Origin of the sequence: Amycolatopsis sp. WAC 01376 (assembly GCF_003947415.1) — a bacterium.
Classification (GTDB): Bacteria; Actinomycetota; Actinomycetes; order Mycobacteriales; family Pseudonocardiaceae; genus Amycolatopsis.
This window is the reverse complement of sequence record NZ_QHKL01000002.1, coordinates 1,155,693-1,173,265: the sequence shown is the minus strand read 5'-3', so window position 1 is coordinate 1,173,265 and position 17,573 is coordinate 1,155,693. Positions and strand designations below refer to the sequence as shown.

At 70.6% G+C, this 17,573-nt stretch carries 4 protein-coding genes; 2 read left to right on the top strand and 2 right to left on the bottom strand.

Annotated features, from left to right (window positions below; translation table 11 throughout):
* Nucleotides 1-155: 155 nt before the first annotated feature.
* Complete coding sequence (locus DMH03_RS14820) at nt 156-821, top strand: response regulator transcription factor (protein ID WP_199748872.1); 666 nt, start codon at nt 156-158, stop codon at nt 819-821.
* On the top strand, nt 818-2,071 hold the full coding sequence (locus DMH03_RS14815; protein WP_125792535.1) for a sensor histidine kinase KdpD: 1,254 nt from the start codon (nt 818-820) through the stop codon (nt 2,069-2,071). Before DMH03_RS14820 ends, DMH03_RS14815 begins: the two co-directional genes overlap by 4 nt.
* Before the next feature lie 11 nt (nt 2,072-2,082).
* Here DMH03_RS14815 and DMH03_RS14810 read toward each other — a convergent pair whose 3' ends face one another.
* Nucleotides 2,083-2,655 carry a hypothetical protein gene (locus tag DMH03_RS14810; RefSeq protein WP_125792534.1) on the bottom strand — a complete coding sequence of 191 codons (573 nt, stop codon included), beginning with the start codon at nt 2,653-2,655 and terminating at the stop codon, nt 2,083-2,085.
* Between the two features lie 142 nt (nt 2,656-2,797).
* Nucleotides 2,798-17,560, bottom strand: coding sequence for a toxin glutamine deamidase domain-containing protein (locus DMH03_RS14805; RefSeq protein WP_125792533.1), 14,763 nt, complete (start codon nt 17,558-17,560; stop codon nt 2,798-2,800).
* Between the last annotated feature and the right edge of the window lie 13 nt (nt 17,561-17,573).

Genomic DNA, 17,573 nt, shown 5'->3' with positions numbered 1-17,573 from the left:
GGTACCTCCCTCTTCCCCCGGCGCGGTGCCGCCGACGACGTCCTGTTCATGCCAGTTCCCCGCCGTCCGGGCGGCCACGGGCACCCGACGCGTTAGCGTTCAGGGGCACCGGGAACTGCATGCGTCTACTTTCGCTGTCCGAACATGAGGTTTTGATGACACGGGTGTTGGTCGTCGAAGACGACGAGAATCTGCGGCTCGCGCTGGTCACGCAGCGTCGCGCGGCCGGCTTCGGCGTCGGCGAGGCCGGCGACATCACGACCGCGGACCGGCTGCTGCGCGAAACGCGCCACGACTGCGTGGTGTTCGACCGGATGCTGCCGGACGGCGACGCCATCGAATACGTCCACATGCGACGGCAGCTGGGCTGGCGGGCGCCGGTGCTGTTCCTGACCGCCCGCGACGCGCTCGCCGACCGGGTGGCAGGCTTCGAGCACGGCGGTGACGACTACCTCGTGAAGCCGTTCGTGATGGCCGAGCTGACCGAGCGGGTGACCAATCTGTGTCACCGTTCCGCGTTCGACCGGCCCTCGGTGCTGCAGCACGAAGACCTGGTGATGGACTGCGCGCGGCGTGAGGTGCGCCGGGCCGGGGTGCTGCTCACCTTGACCAACAAGGAGTACGCGGTGCTCGAATACCTGCTGACCAGGGCGGGCCTGCCGGTGCAGCGGGCGGATCTGATCGAGCACTGCTGGGACGCGCAGGCCGATCCGATGTCCAATGTGGTCGATGTGGTGGTGAAGCGGTTGCGCCGCAAGCTGAAGGAACCCGAGCTGATCCACGCCGTTCGCGGCCTCGGCTACCGGCTGGGCGCCCGGTGAACACCCACTCCTCAGCCGATCGGCTGCGCAGGCTGCGCTGGACGCTGACCGCGTTGTTCACCGTGATGAACACCCTCGGACTGGTGGTCTTCGCGTGGCTGCTCATCAACGAGGACGGCGACCAGGGCGAGGAACGGATCGACGCCGCGCTGACCCAGGTCACGTCGTCGGTCAGCAGGCTGGTCGAATTCGACGGCACCGTCGGCTTCGGTCTGGTCAACACCGACGTGCTGAACGACCGCTGCCCGCAGTTCGCGGTCCTGCCCGGCGGTGCGCCCGCGTTCGAGCCGCATCTTTCGCGGGCGAACTGCGTCCCGATGAGCATGCAGCTGTTGACCGGGCTCGCCACCGAAGCGGTGAAGACCGGCAAGCTGGTGCAGGGCCACCAAAAGGCGACCAACGGCGACGTGGTCAAGGTCCGCGCCGAACCGCTGCGCGACGGCGACGGCAAGACCTTCGCGGCCGTCGTCGCGGTGCAGTCCACGGAGACCGAAGACGCCGCGCACACCCAGTTCACGCTGCTGGTGATCGGCGGCACCGTGCTGCTGGTCGCGATACTGGGGTTCGCGGGCCACCTGCTGTCCGGCCGGTCGATCCGGCCCGCGGCCGCTGCCTTGCAGCAGCAGGAGGTCCTGCTCGCCGAAACCGCGCACGACCTCCGCACCCCGGTCGCCGCCCTGCGCGCGCTCGCCGAAACCGCGATGGCCAACCCCGCGCAGTCGGCGGAACTCCTGCCGCGGACCGTCCGCCTCGCCTCGAGAATGGGCGGCATCATCGACGACCTGCTCGTCGTCGCCCGGCTCGCCGCGGGGGTGGAACAGCTGAGCATCCAGCCGATCTGGCTCGACCAGCTGGTGGTGGGCATCGTCGAAGACACCGCGACCGACGGCGCCGAAGTCACCGTCACCGCCGCGCCCACCAAGGTCGACGCCGATCCCGCGCTGCTGCAACGGGCCATCGGCAACCTTCTCGACAACGCCGTGCGCTACGGCCGCCAACCGGGAGCGAAGGCTTTCGTGCACCTGACCGTCGCCGGCGGCACCGTGACCGTCGCGGACCACGGCCCGGGTATCGACACCGCGCTGGCGGGCGAGGCGTTCGACCGGTTCGCCAGCACCGGCGGCTCTTCCGGGCTCGGGCTGTCGATCGTGCGGTGGGTCGCGCAGGCGCACGGCGGCACGCTCGCGGTGTACAACGCCGACGAGGGCGGCGCGATCTTCGAACTGCGGTTCCCGGTCAGTCCGAACTGACCGGGCTTGCCCTAGCCGGGTTCCACTTCGATACCGGTCAGCTCACCGAACGCGGCCACAGTGGACACTGGATCGTCGTAAGTCACCAGGTCGACACCGGGCTCGGCGAAGGGACGCGAAGCACACAAGGCGATCTGTTGCCCGGTACGCAATCGCAGGATCAGCACCCGCACGTCGCCGATGCCCGGCGGCTCCTCGGCGAAGACGCGGTTCAGCGCGGCTCCGATTTCCCGGTCGGTCAGCGGAACGCGCGCGACCGCGGGCGCGTCCCGCAAGGCGGCCCACTCGCTGGTGCCGCTGGTCGAGTAGGGCGGTTCGGGCCACGGCCCGCGGTCGTCGAGGGCCCGCACCAGCCGAGCGAGGAAATCGCGGGTGGCGTCCTCGTCGTCCTGTTCGCCGGCTATCCGTTCGCCGGAGCCGAGGGCCTCCGTGGCCGCCCGGTGGTAGTCCGCCACGGGGAGCGTGAAGAACCGTTGACGGATCACCTCGTCCGCGACCCGCTCGACGAGCTCGTCGTCCGCCCGGTGCCGCAGGCCTGCCGCGTAGGTGAGCTGGTTGACGTATCCGCGCCACGGGAACTTCACTTGTCTGGTCTTCCTTCCGTCTATTTGAGGGGTAAGGCGAAGGTGGCGTGATGCCAAGGTCGTGAGTGTTTCGGGTCGTTAGAACGACACATAACACTCACGACCCCCGGCACCCACGAACACGACACCTTTGACCTTCTCCTCAAGAGAACTGGGGACCGGTGTCCACCTGGGAGACATCCACGCCTTGCTCGGCGAGGACGCTCAGCCCGGTCGCCAACTGTTCTTTCTCCGGCTGGTAGTGCCCGCTCTCGCGGGTCAGCTTGATCAGCCTCCCGTTCACCACCCCGATGTGGCCCGCCACGGCGACGGGCTGCCCGGCGAGGAAGCTGGAATGGTGCAACCGGCCCGAGACCCACGTCGGTGACACGTACAGGTTCCCCTGCGGATCCATCGCGAAGATCGCGTGATCGAACGGCCCCGTGGCGGCGGACGTGTCCACCGGGGATCCGTCCCGTGCCCAATAGAGTTTGCCGTCCCGCACGAAAACCCGGTGCTCCTCCCTGCGTTCGGGTGAAAAGTACTCGACGACGTCGGGTGCGAACGCCCGGTCCGGATCGTTCGGATCGTCCTCACCCCGGAAGGTCGCTCGAAGTTCCGAGGCAGGCAACGGTTCGTCCCGGTGCAGCGGGCCGGGAACGTCCTCGATCGGGATCCAGTCGGCCTCGGGTTCGGCGAGCGGTGGCTCCGGCTCCTGATTGATCACCGCGTCGATGCGGGGCGGGAGCGAATGGAAGGTCGTCGGCGGCAGGTTCAGGAAGTCGGGGGATGACCCGTCAGGATCGATCCCGGGGTCACCTGTTCCGCGTCCCGCCGGTCGATCCGGATCGTCCTCCGGTCGGTCCCCCGCTGGTTCGGGCCGTCGAATTCCAGGCCGAGGACCCGGATCCGCGCGTCCGTCGTCCGGTGCCGGAGGTCCGAACCGCTCTCCAGCGTCCCTTGCCGCAACCGGCCGACCACCAGGATCCCGTCCCGGCCCGCCAGGTCGAAGGTCTTCTCCACCTCGAACATCGTCGTCGTCATGATTCCGGAACCTTTCCAGGGCGGGCCCTTCGCTGGCCTCCGCCTCTTCTTCGAGACTTTCGCGTGTCTGCTCGGTCGGCGTGATCCCGGCTCGAAGCTGGCGCACGTGCGTCATCTCGTGTGCCAGCACCGCCACCAGCGTCTCGACGTCGGCGAAACTGGCCGGGCCGAGCCAAATGGTCTTGCCCGCCGACTCCGGCGGAGTGGACGCGCAGGCGCCCACTTCGTCGAGATACTCGATCACCTCGGGCGTCTCGACCAGCTGAACCTGGACGCCGGTCAGATCGATGCCGGCGGCTTCGGCCGTGCGGGCGACGGTCTCCTGGGTGCGCGGCAGGCCGTCGCCGCTGTCGAGGATGTCCCGGTTGCTCCGGGCGGCCCGGCGGCTGAACAAATCGGGCGCCGGGCCGGGATCCCTGGCCGCGACCACTTCGAAGTCCGTGGAGCCCGTCTGGCGCAGCACCACGTCCGCGCCGATCCCGACGAGCCCCTCGGCCAGTCGCGAAGTGAGCCCCTCGGCGAACAGGTACACCAGTTTGGTGCCGGGCGGGGCCGCCGCCCGGTCACTGGTGATCCGGCCGGGAAAGACATCGAAGCTCGGAACTCCGGGTGATCCGGCGTTCACCACATCGATCCGTACCGCCGTCCCGTCGGCCAGCGTGCCGTGCAGGACGGCTGGCCTGCCGGCGTCGACGCCCTCGATCACCAGCCCGGGCAACGCCAGCCCGGCCAGCCGCCCGCCGTCCAGTTCGCCCAGCGCCCAAGCGACCTGGCCGGGATCGGCGGGGCGAACGGGCACCGGCGGCGTTTCGACCGGGTGGCCGGGCCGTACCGGCAGGTTGTCCTTCGCCGCCTCGCCATAGGTGATCGGCAGCAGGGAGATCGAAAGTGGATGGGCCGGCAACAGCATCAAGGTTCCGGGCACCGGGGACAAGAACACGACCCCGCCGTCGGTCCACCGCACCAGGCCCCACTTCTCCACGACCTCCCCGGACGGGGGATGGACGTAGGTCAGCCGCAGCGCGGCGGTCGGCGGCAGTGGGGAGGGACTCGACGCGGCCCACCACGCGCCGTGGATTTCGTCGATGACGCTGTCGTAGCTGTCGTGGGCTTCCCAGGACCCGTGGAGTCGCTCGGCGACATAGGTTTCCCCGTCCATCCGCCACACGTCTTCGGGCCGGACCGGTTCGACCTTCATCTCCTGGCCGAGCATGCCGCGGAAATAGCCGACGACGGCCTGCGGGCCGTTGGTCTGCCAGCCTTCTCCATAGGCGTCGGGACTGGTGAAGTTCGGGTTGACCTCGCGCAGCAATGGATGATGGGTTTCGATCTGCCACGCCTGTTCGTCCGGCGTCACCACTCCCGCGTGGATCGACGGCAGGGCATTGACCTCGCTCGTCCGCGCCAGCGGCGAGAGCTCGGGCATCCGGAAGTACTTCAGGGCTTCCGGATGTTCCTGCGCCCACCGCACCAGTTCGGGATCGTAGGCCGCCCCGGCCGAGATCTGCCGCGCGCTGTGCATCATGCCGTACGCCGTCTCGAACAACGAGATCCAGCGCGTCAGGCCGGACGCCGGCCGCGGCGGACCGTTCACGATGTTCGTCGCCGCCGTCACGATCCCGCGGGTGTGCCGGTGCCACGCGGGCTCGACGCTGGGCGGAATCATCCCGCGGGTCAGCGCCGCGACGTCGCGATACACCTTCCAACGGCGGCCGCCCGTGGTGGTGCCGCGCGCGGGCGGGGCGCCGCTCGCCGGGTTCGGCGCGGGCACCGCCGCGTCCGCTCTCCTCGGACCGTCCTGTTCGGACGGCTCCGGGTTGATCACGTCGTCGATGCCCTTCGGCGCGGCGGGATCCTTGTGGAGCCGGGCGAACTGCTCACGGGCCGAGGCGATCGCCTGCGCGTAGGCGTTGCGCAGCAGGAAAGGCACCGGACGGCCGGCCCACCGGCGAGCCTCCTCACCGTTGTCCTCGGTGATGAGCACCCGGAATCCGTCGCGGTAGCCTGCCAGGTCGGCGAACAGGGTGATCTGCCCGTCGATGAAGTAGACCTCACCGTCCAGATTGGCCACGTTGAACAGATGCGTGACGCCGGCGCGCTCGCCGTGCACGATCGCGCGGGCGCCGGGGCCGAGATCACGCAGCCGTTGCGCCACATCGTTGGCCGACGCCATCGGGACGAACCGCGCCCCGGCGACCCTGGCCGCCATGGCGACCCGGTCGGCCCAGCCCTCCCGGCCGGTCAGCCCGGCCAGCGTGCGCGGCGGGACCGCCCGTCCCGGCGGCCTGCCCGCCGCCCGATCGGCGAGATGCCGGTCGGTGAGCACGGCCGCCACCTGACAGGGCACCACCTCGCCGGGTTCGCCGCCGACCGCGTCCTGCAGGCCGGGCACCAGCTGACGTACCTGCTGTGGGGTGCTGTTGCCCTGGTGAACCCCGTCGAAGACGTCATCGAGCCGCAGCGGGTTCTCGGCGAGCGCGTCGTACTGCTGGATCGCCTCGACGAGTTCGTTGCGCGCCACCACTTCCGGGCGGGTCTGCCCGGTCGTGGCCGCCCAGTCCCCGGCCCTGGTAAGCCGGTCCGCGGCGGCACCGACGGCCTCCAGCGCCACCAGCCGATCCGGCAGCGTGGTGAGCTCACCCGGTTGTTCCAGCAGGTCCAGGAAGGCCGCGTCGGCGGCGGCTTTGAGCTGTCCTGGCACCGAAAGCGGAGTGGCTTCGGACGGCGGTATGGCGGGCGCCATCTTCCTCGCCAGGTCGGCGATCTGCCTGGGATGCCACCACTGCCGCTGCTCGCCGGGCTGGTCCGGGGACTCGGCGAGACCACGGTCCAGCAGCCGGAACAGGTACCGCTCGAGCGCGTCGGCCCTGGCCCGCGCCTCGGCCCTCCGCAACTCGGCGGCAGGCCCGGCGGCGGCGTCCTCGGCGGCGAATTCCCGTTCCGTCAACGATCGGTGGAACAACGGGATCAGCGTTTCGGCCGCGGCGGCCACCGCGTACGGGCCGAGACCGCCGATACCGAACAACGTGAAGCCCGCGGTGGTGGCGCCGAGGGAGGCGGAGGCGATCACCATGTCGGCGGTCAGCCAGGTCTTCGACGCGAGCCACGGCGGCCGGTCCCCATCGGGCTCGGTGTCCGGCTCCGGCTCCGCTTCGGGCGCGGACAGCCCGTGCTCGTCCAGAAAGTGGCGAAGCCGGTCGCGATCCGCCTCGTGTGGCGCGGTTTCGGCGAGCCGGTTCAGCGCCGCACGCAGCACCCGGGTGCGCAGTTCGCTGTGCTCGTCCACCTCCGCCAGCAGGTCGTGCAGCCTGCGGTCGTGCTCGGCCTCCTGCGCGGCCCGGTACGCGCTGTGCCCGGTCACCCCGCCGGCGATGGTGCCGGCGATCGCCTGGAGCACCCCGAGCCCGAGGTATTCCAGGTAGCCGGTGAACACCGCGGACAGCCAGGTCGGGTCCGACGTGTCCGGCAGATTCCGGTCCGGAATGCGGTAGCCGATCGGCGACAGCGCCGAATCGTTGCCCACGCCGGTGAAGGTCGCCAGCGGGCTCGCCCGGTGCCGCGGTCCGCTCGCCTCCCCCGGTTCGGCCGCGGGTACCGGGGTGTCCGCCAGCCTTTCCTCGATCAGATCGAGGAAGGCGTGACCGAACTCGGCCAGCTCCCGTTCGTTGTCCGCGGTCGCCTGATCGGCCTCGTCCAGCCGTTCCGAGGCCCGTGCCACCCGCTCGTCCTGGCGGCGCCGTCCCCGGAACGCCTCGGCGAACGACCCGAACACGGCGGGCGCCCAGAGCGTCGCGAGAAGCGCGCTTGCCATCATCGGCTGCATGCCGATCGAGGCCATCGCGAGCGTGCCGAGCGATCCGGCGGAGACACCGGCCGCCCGGCGCACCGCGTACGGCGTCAGGCCGACGTACTCGGCATCCGGATGTTCGGTCCCTGGCGTTTCCGGTCGTGGCGCGGCAGGGACCTCCGGCGAGGGTGTTCCGCTCCGCAGCCGGCCGGAAATCCCGGTCCAGCGGTCGAAAAGCGGGCGGAAGAGGGCCTCCCGCCTGGCCGCGGCCCGCTCGGCGACCGCCCGCTCGACGGGTGCTTTCGCCGCTTTCTCCGCGTTGACCTCGCGGGCCACGACCGACCGGTCATAGAGGCCCGCGGCCAGCGAGCGCGCGGCCGCGCCGCTGATCATCGCGGCCGCGACCACCGGCGCGGTGGCCACGATGGCGCCGCCGAAAGCGACCGACGACGTGCTGCCGGCGAGCAGCCGGGTGATCGCGTAATCGAGTCTGCCCGCATAGCCATCGGGCGCCGGTGCGTACCGGCGCACCACCTCGCGCATCCGCTCGTCCGGCAGCGCGGCCAGCCGCCGTGCGGCGCCCGGGTCGCCCGGCCGCAAACCCATGTCCGCGATCAACGCCTGAAGTGCGGCGCTCAGCCCGGATCGCCGGAGTGGCAGCGGACCGCCTGCCAGCGCACTGCCGAACGCCAGCAGCTGCGCGGCCCGCCCGTGATCGGCCGGACTCAGCAACGGGTCCGCGGCGGGATCGGCGGTGGCGCTGAGGAAGTCCTCGCCGTGCGGCGTCCCGGACAGTTCGGCCGCCGCCGCACCCAGCGCCCTCGCGACCGCGTCGCGCGTCGCGTCCTCGGTGGCGAACTCGGAGATCTCGATCTCCAGCGAGTTCTGCGCGGTGTCCACTCTGTACTGGGCGACCTGGCCAGGGCTCGGCGTTCCCGCTCGCACGGTGACGTCGAACGTGTTCCCTGCCGGGCCGGTGACCACGTATCGGCGGCCGTTCGCGGAGCGCTCGACCGCCCTCATACCGGCGTCGGGCACCGCGCGCCCCACCGCGTGCCGCGCGTCGGCGCGCACCCCGATGGGATCGGAGTTCTTCTGCAGCGGCAACGAATCCGAGGCAGGCAGACCGACGGGTCCAGCGCCCGGTGGCGTCGTGCGAGGAGTGGTCTTCCCGCCCTGCGGATCCGTCCCGGGGTCCGGCCGGTTCGACGGACCGGCCGGACGTGGGGGCGTCGGTGGTGTCGGCCCCGGCGACGGCGCACCGCCGGGATCGTCGTCCGGCGTATCGGGATCGTCGGGGTTCTTGTCGGGATCGTTTTCGGGAGTACTGCCCGTCCCGATGAGCTTCGGTGCCGGTGGCGTGCGCGGCAGGCTCAGGTCGACGGCCGCGCCGACGCCGAGCACCGGGATGTTCGACGTGTACACGAGACCCCCAGGGGTCCGCGCCTCGTAGGCCTTGTGCACCCTGTTCAAGGCGGCTCGCACGACGTAGATCACCGGGCCGGACACGGCGAGCGCGGTGCCCGCGGTGGCGACCAGCGGCGCCGAGGACAGGCCCATCATGCCCAGCCCGACCAGCGAGGACGCGGTGACCCAGAGGGCCGCCGGGCCTTTGCGAGCGGCCTGGCGGCCGAGCCGGAGCTCCAGCTCGGCACCGAGTTTGGAGATGTAGAGGGTGGCGCCGGTCAGGGTCGTCGCGGCGAGCGCCTTCAGCCACTCCCCGTCGCTCACCGCGAGCGCGACCAGCATGCCGTTGGCCACGGTCAGCACCGGGAACGCGAGTGCGTTCTGAATCCTGCGGTACAGCGGCCTGAGCGCGTTGTCGTAACCGGCGATCCCCCCGATGGCGTTGGACAGCGCGGTGAAAAGGAACAGCCCGTCCGCGACCGCGTAGACCCCCGCGACCGCGGCGTCCAGCCCGCTCATACCGGCCGCCTGTGCGACGTGCACCGGCAGATTGACCAGGAAGGTGCCGGCGAGGCCGGCGGCCATCAGCTTGCCGAGCCTGCCCGCGTGCGGGTTCATCTTGTTCATCGACTCGGGTGCGGCGCCGTACGGCCTGCCGACCTCGTTCAGGTAGCGCGAAACCTCGAGGCTCACGTCTTCCTGGCGCTGCGACGGGCGTTCGCCGATCGCCAGCGGGGTGTGGATGATGGCCTGCAGGTTGATCAGGAACTGCCGGGTCCTCACGTCGACTTCGCCCCGCACCTCCTCCAAGACGGTGTCGAACCAGCCGAGCGGATTGACGTCGTACTCCAGGTAATCCCGGATCATCCTGGCGACCGCCTCGGCCGACCGCTGGTCGAGCCTGCCGCGTTCGAGCATCCCTTCCAGGCTCACCCGGTTGCTCTGGGCGTGCCCGGTCTTCGCGATGTTGAGCATCCCGCGGACGACGAAGGCCGCGTTGCCCGCCACGATGCTCACCCCCGCCGACAGCGCGAAGGGAACGCCCATCGTCGCGCCCACCCCGAGCATGGTCGCCGCGGCGGCCCCGGCCACCGCCCAGCCCTTCAGGTCACGGCCGAGCCAGGCCGAGCGCAGACTGGCGATCTTCTCCAGCGCCGTGAGCTGTTTTCGTTCGGTCCTCTCCACACTCTCGATCAGCGACGCGAGCATGGCGTCCCGTTCGGCGGGCGCCAACGGGAGCGTGGCGAGCCGTCCGGGGGTCATGGCCAGTCGCGCACGGGAGATCTCTCCCGCGGCCAGAGCCGCCCTGATGCGCTCGCCCGCCATCAGGGCCTGGGCGGTGACCGGGCGGCTGAGGAGCGCGTCGGCCCCGCTCACCGGTCGCAGCCCACCGCGTTCGGTCCAGCGCCGCTTCAGCTGCTCGAAGGCGGACTTGACCCCCGCCGCGGCTTCCGTGGCGGAGATCCTGGCCGCGGCCGCCTGCAGCCGCAGCGGATTGGCGTTCGCGTCGCGTCCGGGATCGGCGGCGGTGTACCAGAGCTTCATCGTCCGCAATTGCGGATTCGCCAGCCACGGCTGGTCTTTCGCGCGTTGTTCGTCGGTGAGGTCCAGCCCGGACAACGGCCCGCGCGGCTGATAGGCGGGATCCGCGACCCAGCCCTCGGCGATTCTCGCCTCGACCCATTCGTCCACCTTGCGCTGCCAGTGCGGGCCGAACGACTCGATGAACCCGTCCCAGGCTCCGGACAGGATCTCGTTGAACACGAACGCGGTGACCCGCTGCCCCGCCTCCTCGTGCATCCGGGCGAAGTTGCCGTGCAGGATCTTCGCGACCGCCGCTTCTCCGCCGGGCCTCCGAGCGGCCTCGGCGAACAATGGATCCATCTCGTTGCGGTGGCGGACGTAGTGCGCACCGGGTTGCGGATTCACCGTGTCGGTACCGAAGATGAGCCGATCCTGGTTCACGATCAGGAACCGGATCAACGCCTCCCTGACCTCGGGAGCCGCCTTCGCGTGCTGCGCGAGGACGTTCCAGGAGATGTCCATGGCGGTGTTCGTGGTGTCGAGCAGCCACTGCAACCGCTCGATGTGTTCGACGGTGAGCGTGGTCCAGTGCCCGAGGCCGAGATGCGCCCAGATCACCTTCGCGCCGGCGAGGCTCTCCTGCTGGAGGAGGTACGCCATCGGGCCGAGGTTGCGCCCGTCCGACGGGCTCGCCACGTACATCCCGTTGCCGCGCAACCTGGCCAGGCCCATGTCGTCGTGCAGGATCAGCACCTGTCCGGTGGCGGCGATGGTCTCCAGCAGTTCGACGGTGTTCGGGTTATACATCTCCGGCGGGCTGTCCGGCATGCTCCGCAGTTCGGTGCTCAGCCCGACGGCTTTCAGCAAGGCCTTGATCCGCCCGGCGTTCTCGATGAGCGAGTCGTAGAAGTCCAGTTCGGCCAGGTCGCTCTGGCTGCCGTCCACCGGGAACAGCTCCGCCATCGGCGAACCTTCCGCCAGGTACGCGGCGAAGAACTCCGGCCCGATCCGTCCCTTGTGGATCGATTCCTGGACGAGTTCCGCCGCGGCGAGCAGCTTCCCGAAGTAGTCGACCCACTCCGGGTTGATCACCTCGCTCGCCTGCCGCCCGAGCATCGACTGGACCATTTCCTTCACGAAAGTGGTCTCGGCGAGGTAGCGGGCCGCGTCGCCGAACAGGACCGCCATCGCCATCAGGTAGCCGCCGACCCCGGGAATGTCCACTCTGGCTCCGGAAACACCGGGGAACCAGTGGGACTTCTGCTCTTCCGACATCTTGTCGCGCGCGGAGAAGAACCGCAGGTCGGAGAGCTGGCCGTGCAGGCTCAGCATCTTCTTGCCGAAGACGGTGGCCATCCGGACCACGTTGGTGAGGGCGTAATAGAAGGAACCGCTGGAGCCACCGATCACGCCGAGCCCGCTCTGCGGAATCGGCGACGCCACCAGGATGTTCGGCAGTCCCTGACCGATCAGCCAGTTCACCAGGTCGCGATAGTCGACGTTGGCGGCGTCGTACCCCTTCGGGTGCATGTGGACGTCGTGGAAGAAGTGGACGGGGCGGGGCTTGCCGAGCCGAAGCGCGAGCTCCTCCTCGACGCCGAGTTCTTTGGCTTTCGCCACGTAGTCCGGGCTGTCCGGATCGAGTGCGGCGAACTGGGCGCCCCGGCTCGGGGCGAGGGCGTCACGGCCGGTGACCCGGTCGCCCACTCCGATCAGCCAGCCGCGGGCGTCGACGTAGGCGTCCACCACCGGCTTCCGGTTTCCCGGCAGGTTCTCCGCCCGCCGGGTGATGCCGGCGACCTCGCCGTCGAGGATCTTGGCGATCCTGCCTATCTCCACATTGGACAGTCCTTGATCGGCCGCCCGTTCGATCGCCGGAACCAGCGCCCGAACGTACTCGGCGTGCGCATCGGTGCGAGCGGCGTCGGCAAGGCGCATCCGTTCGATCGCCTGCTCCAGCCCGAGCTGCCGCGCGGCGACCTCGGCCCGCACCCTGGTCCGCACGTCCTCGGTGGTTCCGTCCAGCGAAAGACCGGGCTCGGCACCTGGCAGCAGCCGGTGTGTGGCCACGCTTTCGACCGGGAGGCCCAGCGCTTCGGCGACGTCGGCCCGGTCACCGGCGGCGAGCAGATGCGGCACCCACTCGGTCAGCGCGCGCATCTCTTCCCTCGCCGCCCGCAACTCGGCCATCGCGGCGTGGTAGGCGACTTCCGCCGCATACCGCGGTTCCTCCACCGCCCGCGCCGCGGCGGCGAGTGCGGCGCGGATCCCCGCGAGGTCCCGGACGCTCCGGCCACGCGGGCGCGCCGGTTCCGGTACCGCCGGATCGCCCTCCGGGTCGACCCGCGCCCTGGTGGCCACAGACCAGAGCTCGGCGACCTGCCCGGCGGCGGCGCGGCGGCGCGCCCATTCCGGTAGCCCGTTCGCGACCGCCTCGTCACCGATTCGCGTCATCTCGGCCAGTGCGGCGTCTCTGGCCCGCTGCCATTCCCGCTCCGCGAACTCCAGTTCCCTCGCCGTGTCCTCGGTCCGCCTCAGCAGCTCCTCGTAATGCGTTCGCGCCTCGCCGAGGATCTCGGAGAAGTCGTCCAGTTCCTGGATCGACGGCATCAGCTCGTACGGGACGCGCGAGCGCACCGAGGGATCGGTCACCATCGCGGCGACCATCGCCGGTGACATCCCGTAGGCCGCCGCCACGGCATCGATCAGCTGGTCCTGCCCGATGTTCGTGAGCTCGATTCCGCGCTGGACAAGCCATTTGACGTCCGGAAGCCGGTCGTCGAGGCGTGCCGCGGCCATGGCATACCGCTCCAGCGCGTGTGCCAGGGCCAGCTTCTGGGGGCGTGATGCGCGGCCCGCCTCGATCAGCGCGTCGATCAGCGCCAGGCCCTTGCGCAGGTGCAGACCGGTGAAGGTGATCCACGCGAAGGTGAGCCGGCCTTTGCGCTCGGCGGGCAGGTGCCGCGTTTCGATCGGCGGCAAAGCGGTGGTGGGGAGCAGGGTTTCCGGTTCGAACAACGCGCGGGTGAAAGTATCGTCGCGGTGTACGTCCAGCGCGGACGGTTCGGTGCCCGCGGCCAGGTGGTAGCTCTGCACCACCACCGGCGATCCCGGTTCGTCCGAGGGATTCAGCTCGAGGGTGAGGGCCGGGACCGTCGACCCCGCGTAGTGGGAGCGTCCACCGCCGTTCTCCCCGCGACCGTCGAGGCCGAACGGAACACCGGCGCGGAGCTGGTACCGGCCGAAGTGGTCACCGAGAATCTCTTGCTGCCGGGCGAGAACGTCGTCCGCGAAGATCTCACGGACGATCCGCTCGCGCCTGCCGGGAGTCATCGTGCCGTCGCGGAGCTCTTTCCGGACCTGCCAGGCCCGGTTCCGTGACGACTCCGAATTCACCGTGGGTGCTTCGCCACGGGCCAGCCGCTCGAACTCTTGGATCGCGTTGTCGAACGCTGTCCGCAGCGCGGGGGCGATCCGGGTCCGGACCCTGGCGCCGTCCAGGATGCGTTCCACGTCGCGCGGGCGCAGCGGCCGCGAGTCGGCGGGAAGCAGGCCGTGTTCGAGCAGCAGCAATCGGAGGTCGTTCCACGCCAGCCGCGACTTGCCCATCAACGCCCGCAGTGCGCGCTCGCTGTGCCTGCTCGAAGCCAGCTCGGCGTCGGTGAGGTCGCTGCCAGGGCTCGGATGGGTATCCCGAGCCGGGTTCTCCGGATGGTAGAAGCGTTGCGCCGCGGCCGACGGCGGTCCCGGCGCGGGCGGTCCCTCCTGGGGCCCCGGAGGTGTCCGGTCCGGCGGCGGCGTCGCGGGCGGCGTCGGCGTGCCCTCCGTTCCCCTGGCCGCGACCTCGATGAACACCTGGAAACCGTCGTACTGGATGACACTGTCGGCGCCGTTCGCCACGGCTTGCTCCGCGAACCCGGGATCGACCCGGTTGGTGGCGAGCAGGACGACCTTCGGGCCGGGCCCGGCCAGTTCCCGTTGTTTCGCGGTCTGTGCGAGATCGGACGCGAGGAGCGCGGTCCGGTCCTTGACCTCGAAGCGGACCTCGGTGCCGTCCCCGAGCTCACCGCGAATATCGATGTCGGTTCCGTCGCTGTTCCTTGCCTCCGTACCGGCCCGCCCGTCGTCGTCCACCGGCACCTCGAGACCGGTGATCCGCAGTCCGGGCAACCCGATCCGGGCCAGCAGGTGCCCGTCCAGCTTCGCGAGCGCCAGCGCGACGTCGGCAGCGGCGTACTTCGCGCGGACGTTCTCGTAGTTGGAATCGAGCGCGGTCTTCGGGACCTGGGTGTTGCCGTCCAGCACCCGTCGCGCCTTGCCCAGCTCTTCCCGCAGCCCCTCCTCGGCGGCCCGGACGTCCACGCCGAGCGCGGCGAGCTCGTTCAGCTTGGCCTGGACTGCCGCTGCCTCGAGCAGCATGCCCTTGCCCCTGTCCACCTTGGCCAGGTCGGCCGGAGTCGCCGCGCCTTCGACCGGTTTCCTGGCAGGGATCCGGTCGGCCAGTGCCGTCACCTGTTCGGCGAACGCGGCGAGCTGGTCGGCACTCATCGCGGAGACGCGCTCGGCGAACGAACGCCCCTTCGGTCCGGCGGACACCCGCGCGGCGAGATCGGTCAGCCGCTTCACCAGCTTGTCCGGGTTCATCTTGGCCGCGAGACCCGCGACCGCTTCCCGCGCCGAGGGCGACAACGTGTCCCATGCCTCGGCCAGTTCGGGCGGTCGGGCCAGCAGTGGTGCGAGGCGGGCAAGGGTGGCCGCGGCCTCCGCCGGGTGCAGACGGCCGAGCAGCTCGGACATCGCCTCCCTGGCGGCCGGAACCGCGCCCCACAACCGGTGAACCGCGGCCTCGGCGGCCAGCCGACTACCCAGCTCCTGCCCCGTGAGATCCGGCATCTCGCCGAGGATCTCGCCGAGCGAACGATCCATCCGGCCCGGCGAAAGGCGCGCCGCGAACTCCTGCACCTGATCGGCCAGCGCAGCCGGATCGACCGAGCTCATCAGCTCGGCGATCGCCTGCCTCGCGGTCGGCGACAGCAGGTCCCACACGGCGGCGAGCCGCGGCGGCACGCCGTCCGGGACATCCGGCGATTCGCCGGTGCCGGGCGGTGGGCCGGGCGGCCGCCGGGGCGGGTCGGCGGGCGGATCGCCCTGGGTGCGCTGTGGCTCGGCGGCACGGCGCATCGTCGTATGGGCGGGCGCCGGGACCGGTTTCGCGGGCTGGGCGGGATTCGGCAGGCTGGGCTGCTGCGCCTGCTGGGCCGCCGCGGCGGCCGGTGCGGCGGCGGCCAGGACCTGGCCGGGGCCCGTGCCGGGGCCGGGGCCGGTACTCCCGCCGGCCTCTTCGGCCGGACCGGCCACAGTGGACTCGGGAGCTTCCTCCGGCTCCTGCTGCCGCTCCTGTTCCGGGGTTTCGGATTCGGGCGGCCTCGGGCCGTCGTCGGGCTCCGGCGCGGCTTCCGGCTCACCCTTGCCGGGCTTCGCCGCGGTGCCCCGGCTCAGGACCGCGGGCGCCGAGCCCTGGTGCTGAGCCGAACCGGACTGAGGTGCAGTGGACTGAGGTGCAGTGGGCTGCGCCGAACCCGGTTGTGCCGCACCGGGTTGCGCGCCGGTCTGGGCCGCGGCGGCAGGCGTCGACGCGGTCGCGGCCGGAGTGCTCGCCGGTGCCGAGGCGGTCGACGTGGTGGCCGCCGCCGGTGCCGAAGTGGCCTGGGTCGCCGAAGGGGCCGGAGCCGACGTGGCGGTAGCCGACGGCGTCGCACTGTGAGCAGCGACCGCGGCCGGCGCCACATCGACGGCGGTCGCCTGCGGTACCGAACCGGCCCCCACCTGCGATACCGAAGAACCGATCGTGTGCTGGCTCGTCGACGAACCCACTCCGGCGTGCTGTCGCGCACCAGCCATCGACTCGTCCACTGTGGACGAAGCGGTCGACTTGCCGTGACCACCACCGTCCGCGCCCGATGTACCGGCCAGTTCCCCGGTGGAGCTGCCGGGCGCGGCCCCGGACTCGCCTTGCCCCAGCCCGACACCGCTGTCTCCTTGCCCCAATGCGGTGTCGGCGCCCTTCCCCGCTCCGACGTCGGCCGACTCCGGCGCTTTCACCTCGCCCGGCGGGTCGGTCGGTGGCGGACCGCCCGACGAGGTTCCCATATCCGTCACCGGGGCTGGTTTCTGCAGCCCGAGCTTCTCCCTTTCGAAGGCCATCACCTGCTCGCCGGCGAGATGCGCGTTCCCCCGGATCGGGCCGATCGCGGCCGAGGTGAGCCAGTTGTCCTTGATGGACTGCCCATAGCCGGCGAGGTCGGTGGGGACCCCGTTCCCGTCCATGATGCTTTGCGCGGCATAGCTGGAGATCGGCGAGGACACCGCGTTCGTGCTCGCCGAGCTGACCGCCGTGGTCGCGTGTTTGCCGAGCCCGCTGTCCAGCGCGTTCTTGACGCCCGGATTCTTCCTGGCGAGAGCGCCGATGGCCTTGCCGGGCGCGCCGACGATGCCGCTGACCGGGGCGCCGATGGCACCGCCGAGCGCGTTGGTGGCGCTTTCCTTCCAGCTGAACCCGTCCTGGTTGCCCTGCCAGATGTTCAGGCCCTGCTCGATACTGTTGGTGAAGACCTCATCGGCCGCCTCGCGCACGGGAATCGTGACAAGCTTGCCGAGCTTGCCGATTTTGTTCCCAGCCTGGGCGATCGACTTGGCGATCTCCACGATCCTGGCGACCCGCTTCGCCATCTTGGCGGCGAACAGCCACTGCCCGCCGGGGATCGCCGCCATGAGGGCGAAATCCAGGCTGGCGTGAATGATCTCCGACCAGATCTGGTTGCGCACCCGCCGGATCTGATCCGCGTAGTTGTGGCAGAACGTCGCCATCTTGCGCATGCTCACGACGAGATCCCGGTGGCCGGACCCGCCACCGCCGTACTCGCCGTCGTTGGCCTCCTTGATCCGCGCCTGGACGAAAGCGCCGTTCGCGTCCGGCCAGGTCTCGCGAAGCCGGTCGTGGACGGCCGACGATCGGAGGATGGCGCCTTCCAGCAACGTCGCGGCTTTGTCCCACGCGTCACCGAGGTCGTCGGCCGCGTTCGGGTTGTCCGGCGGCCAGATGTCGTCGACGACGCCGCCCATCCATTCCCACGCCGCGACCGTCATGCTCCACAGGTCAGCCATCGTCCGCGTACCC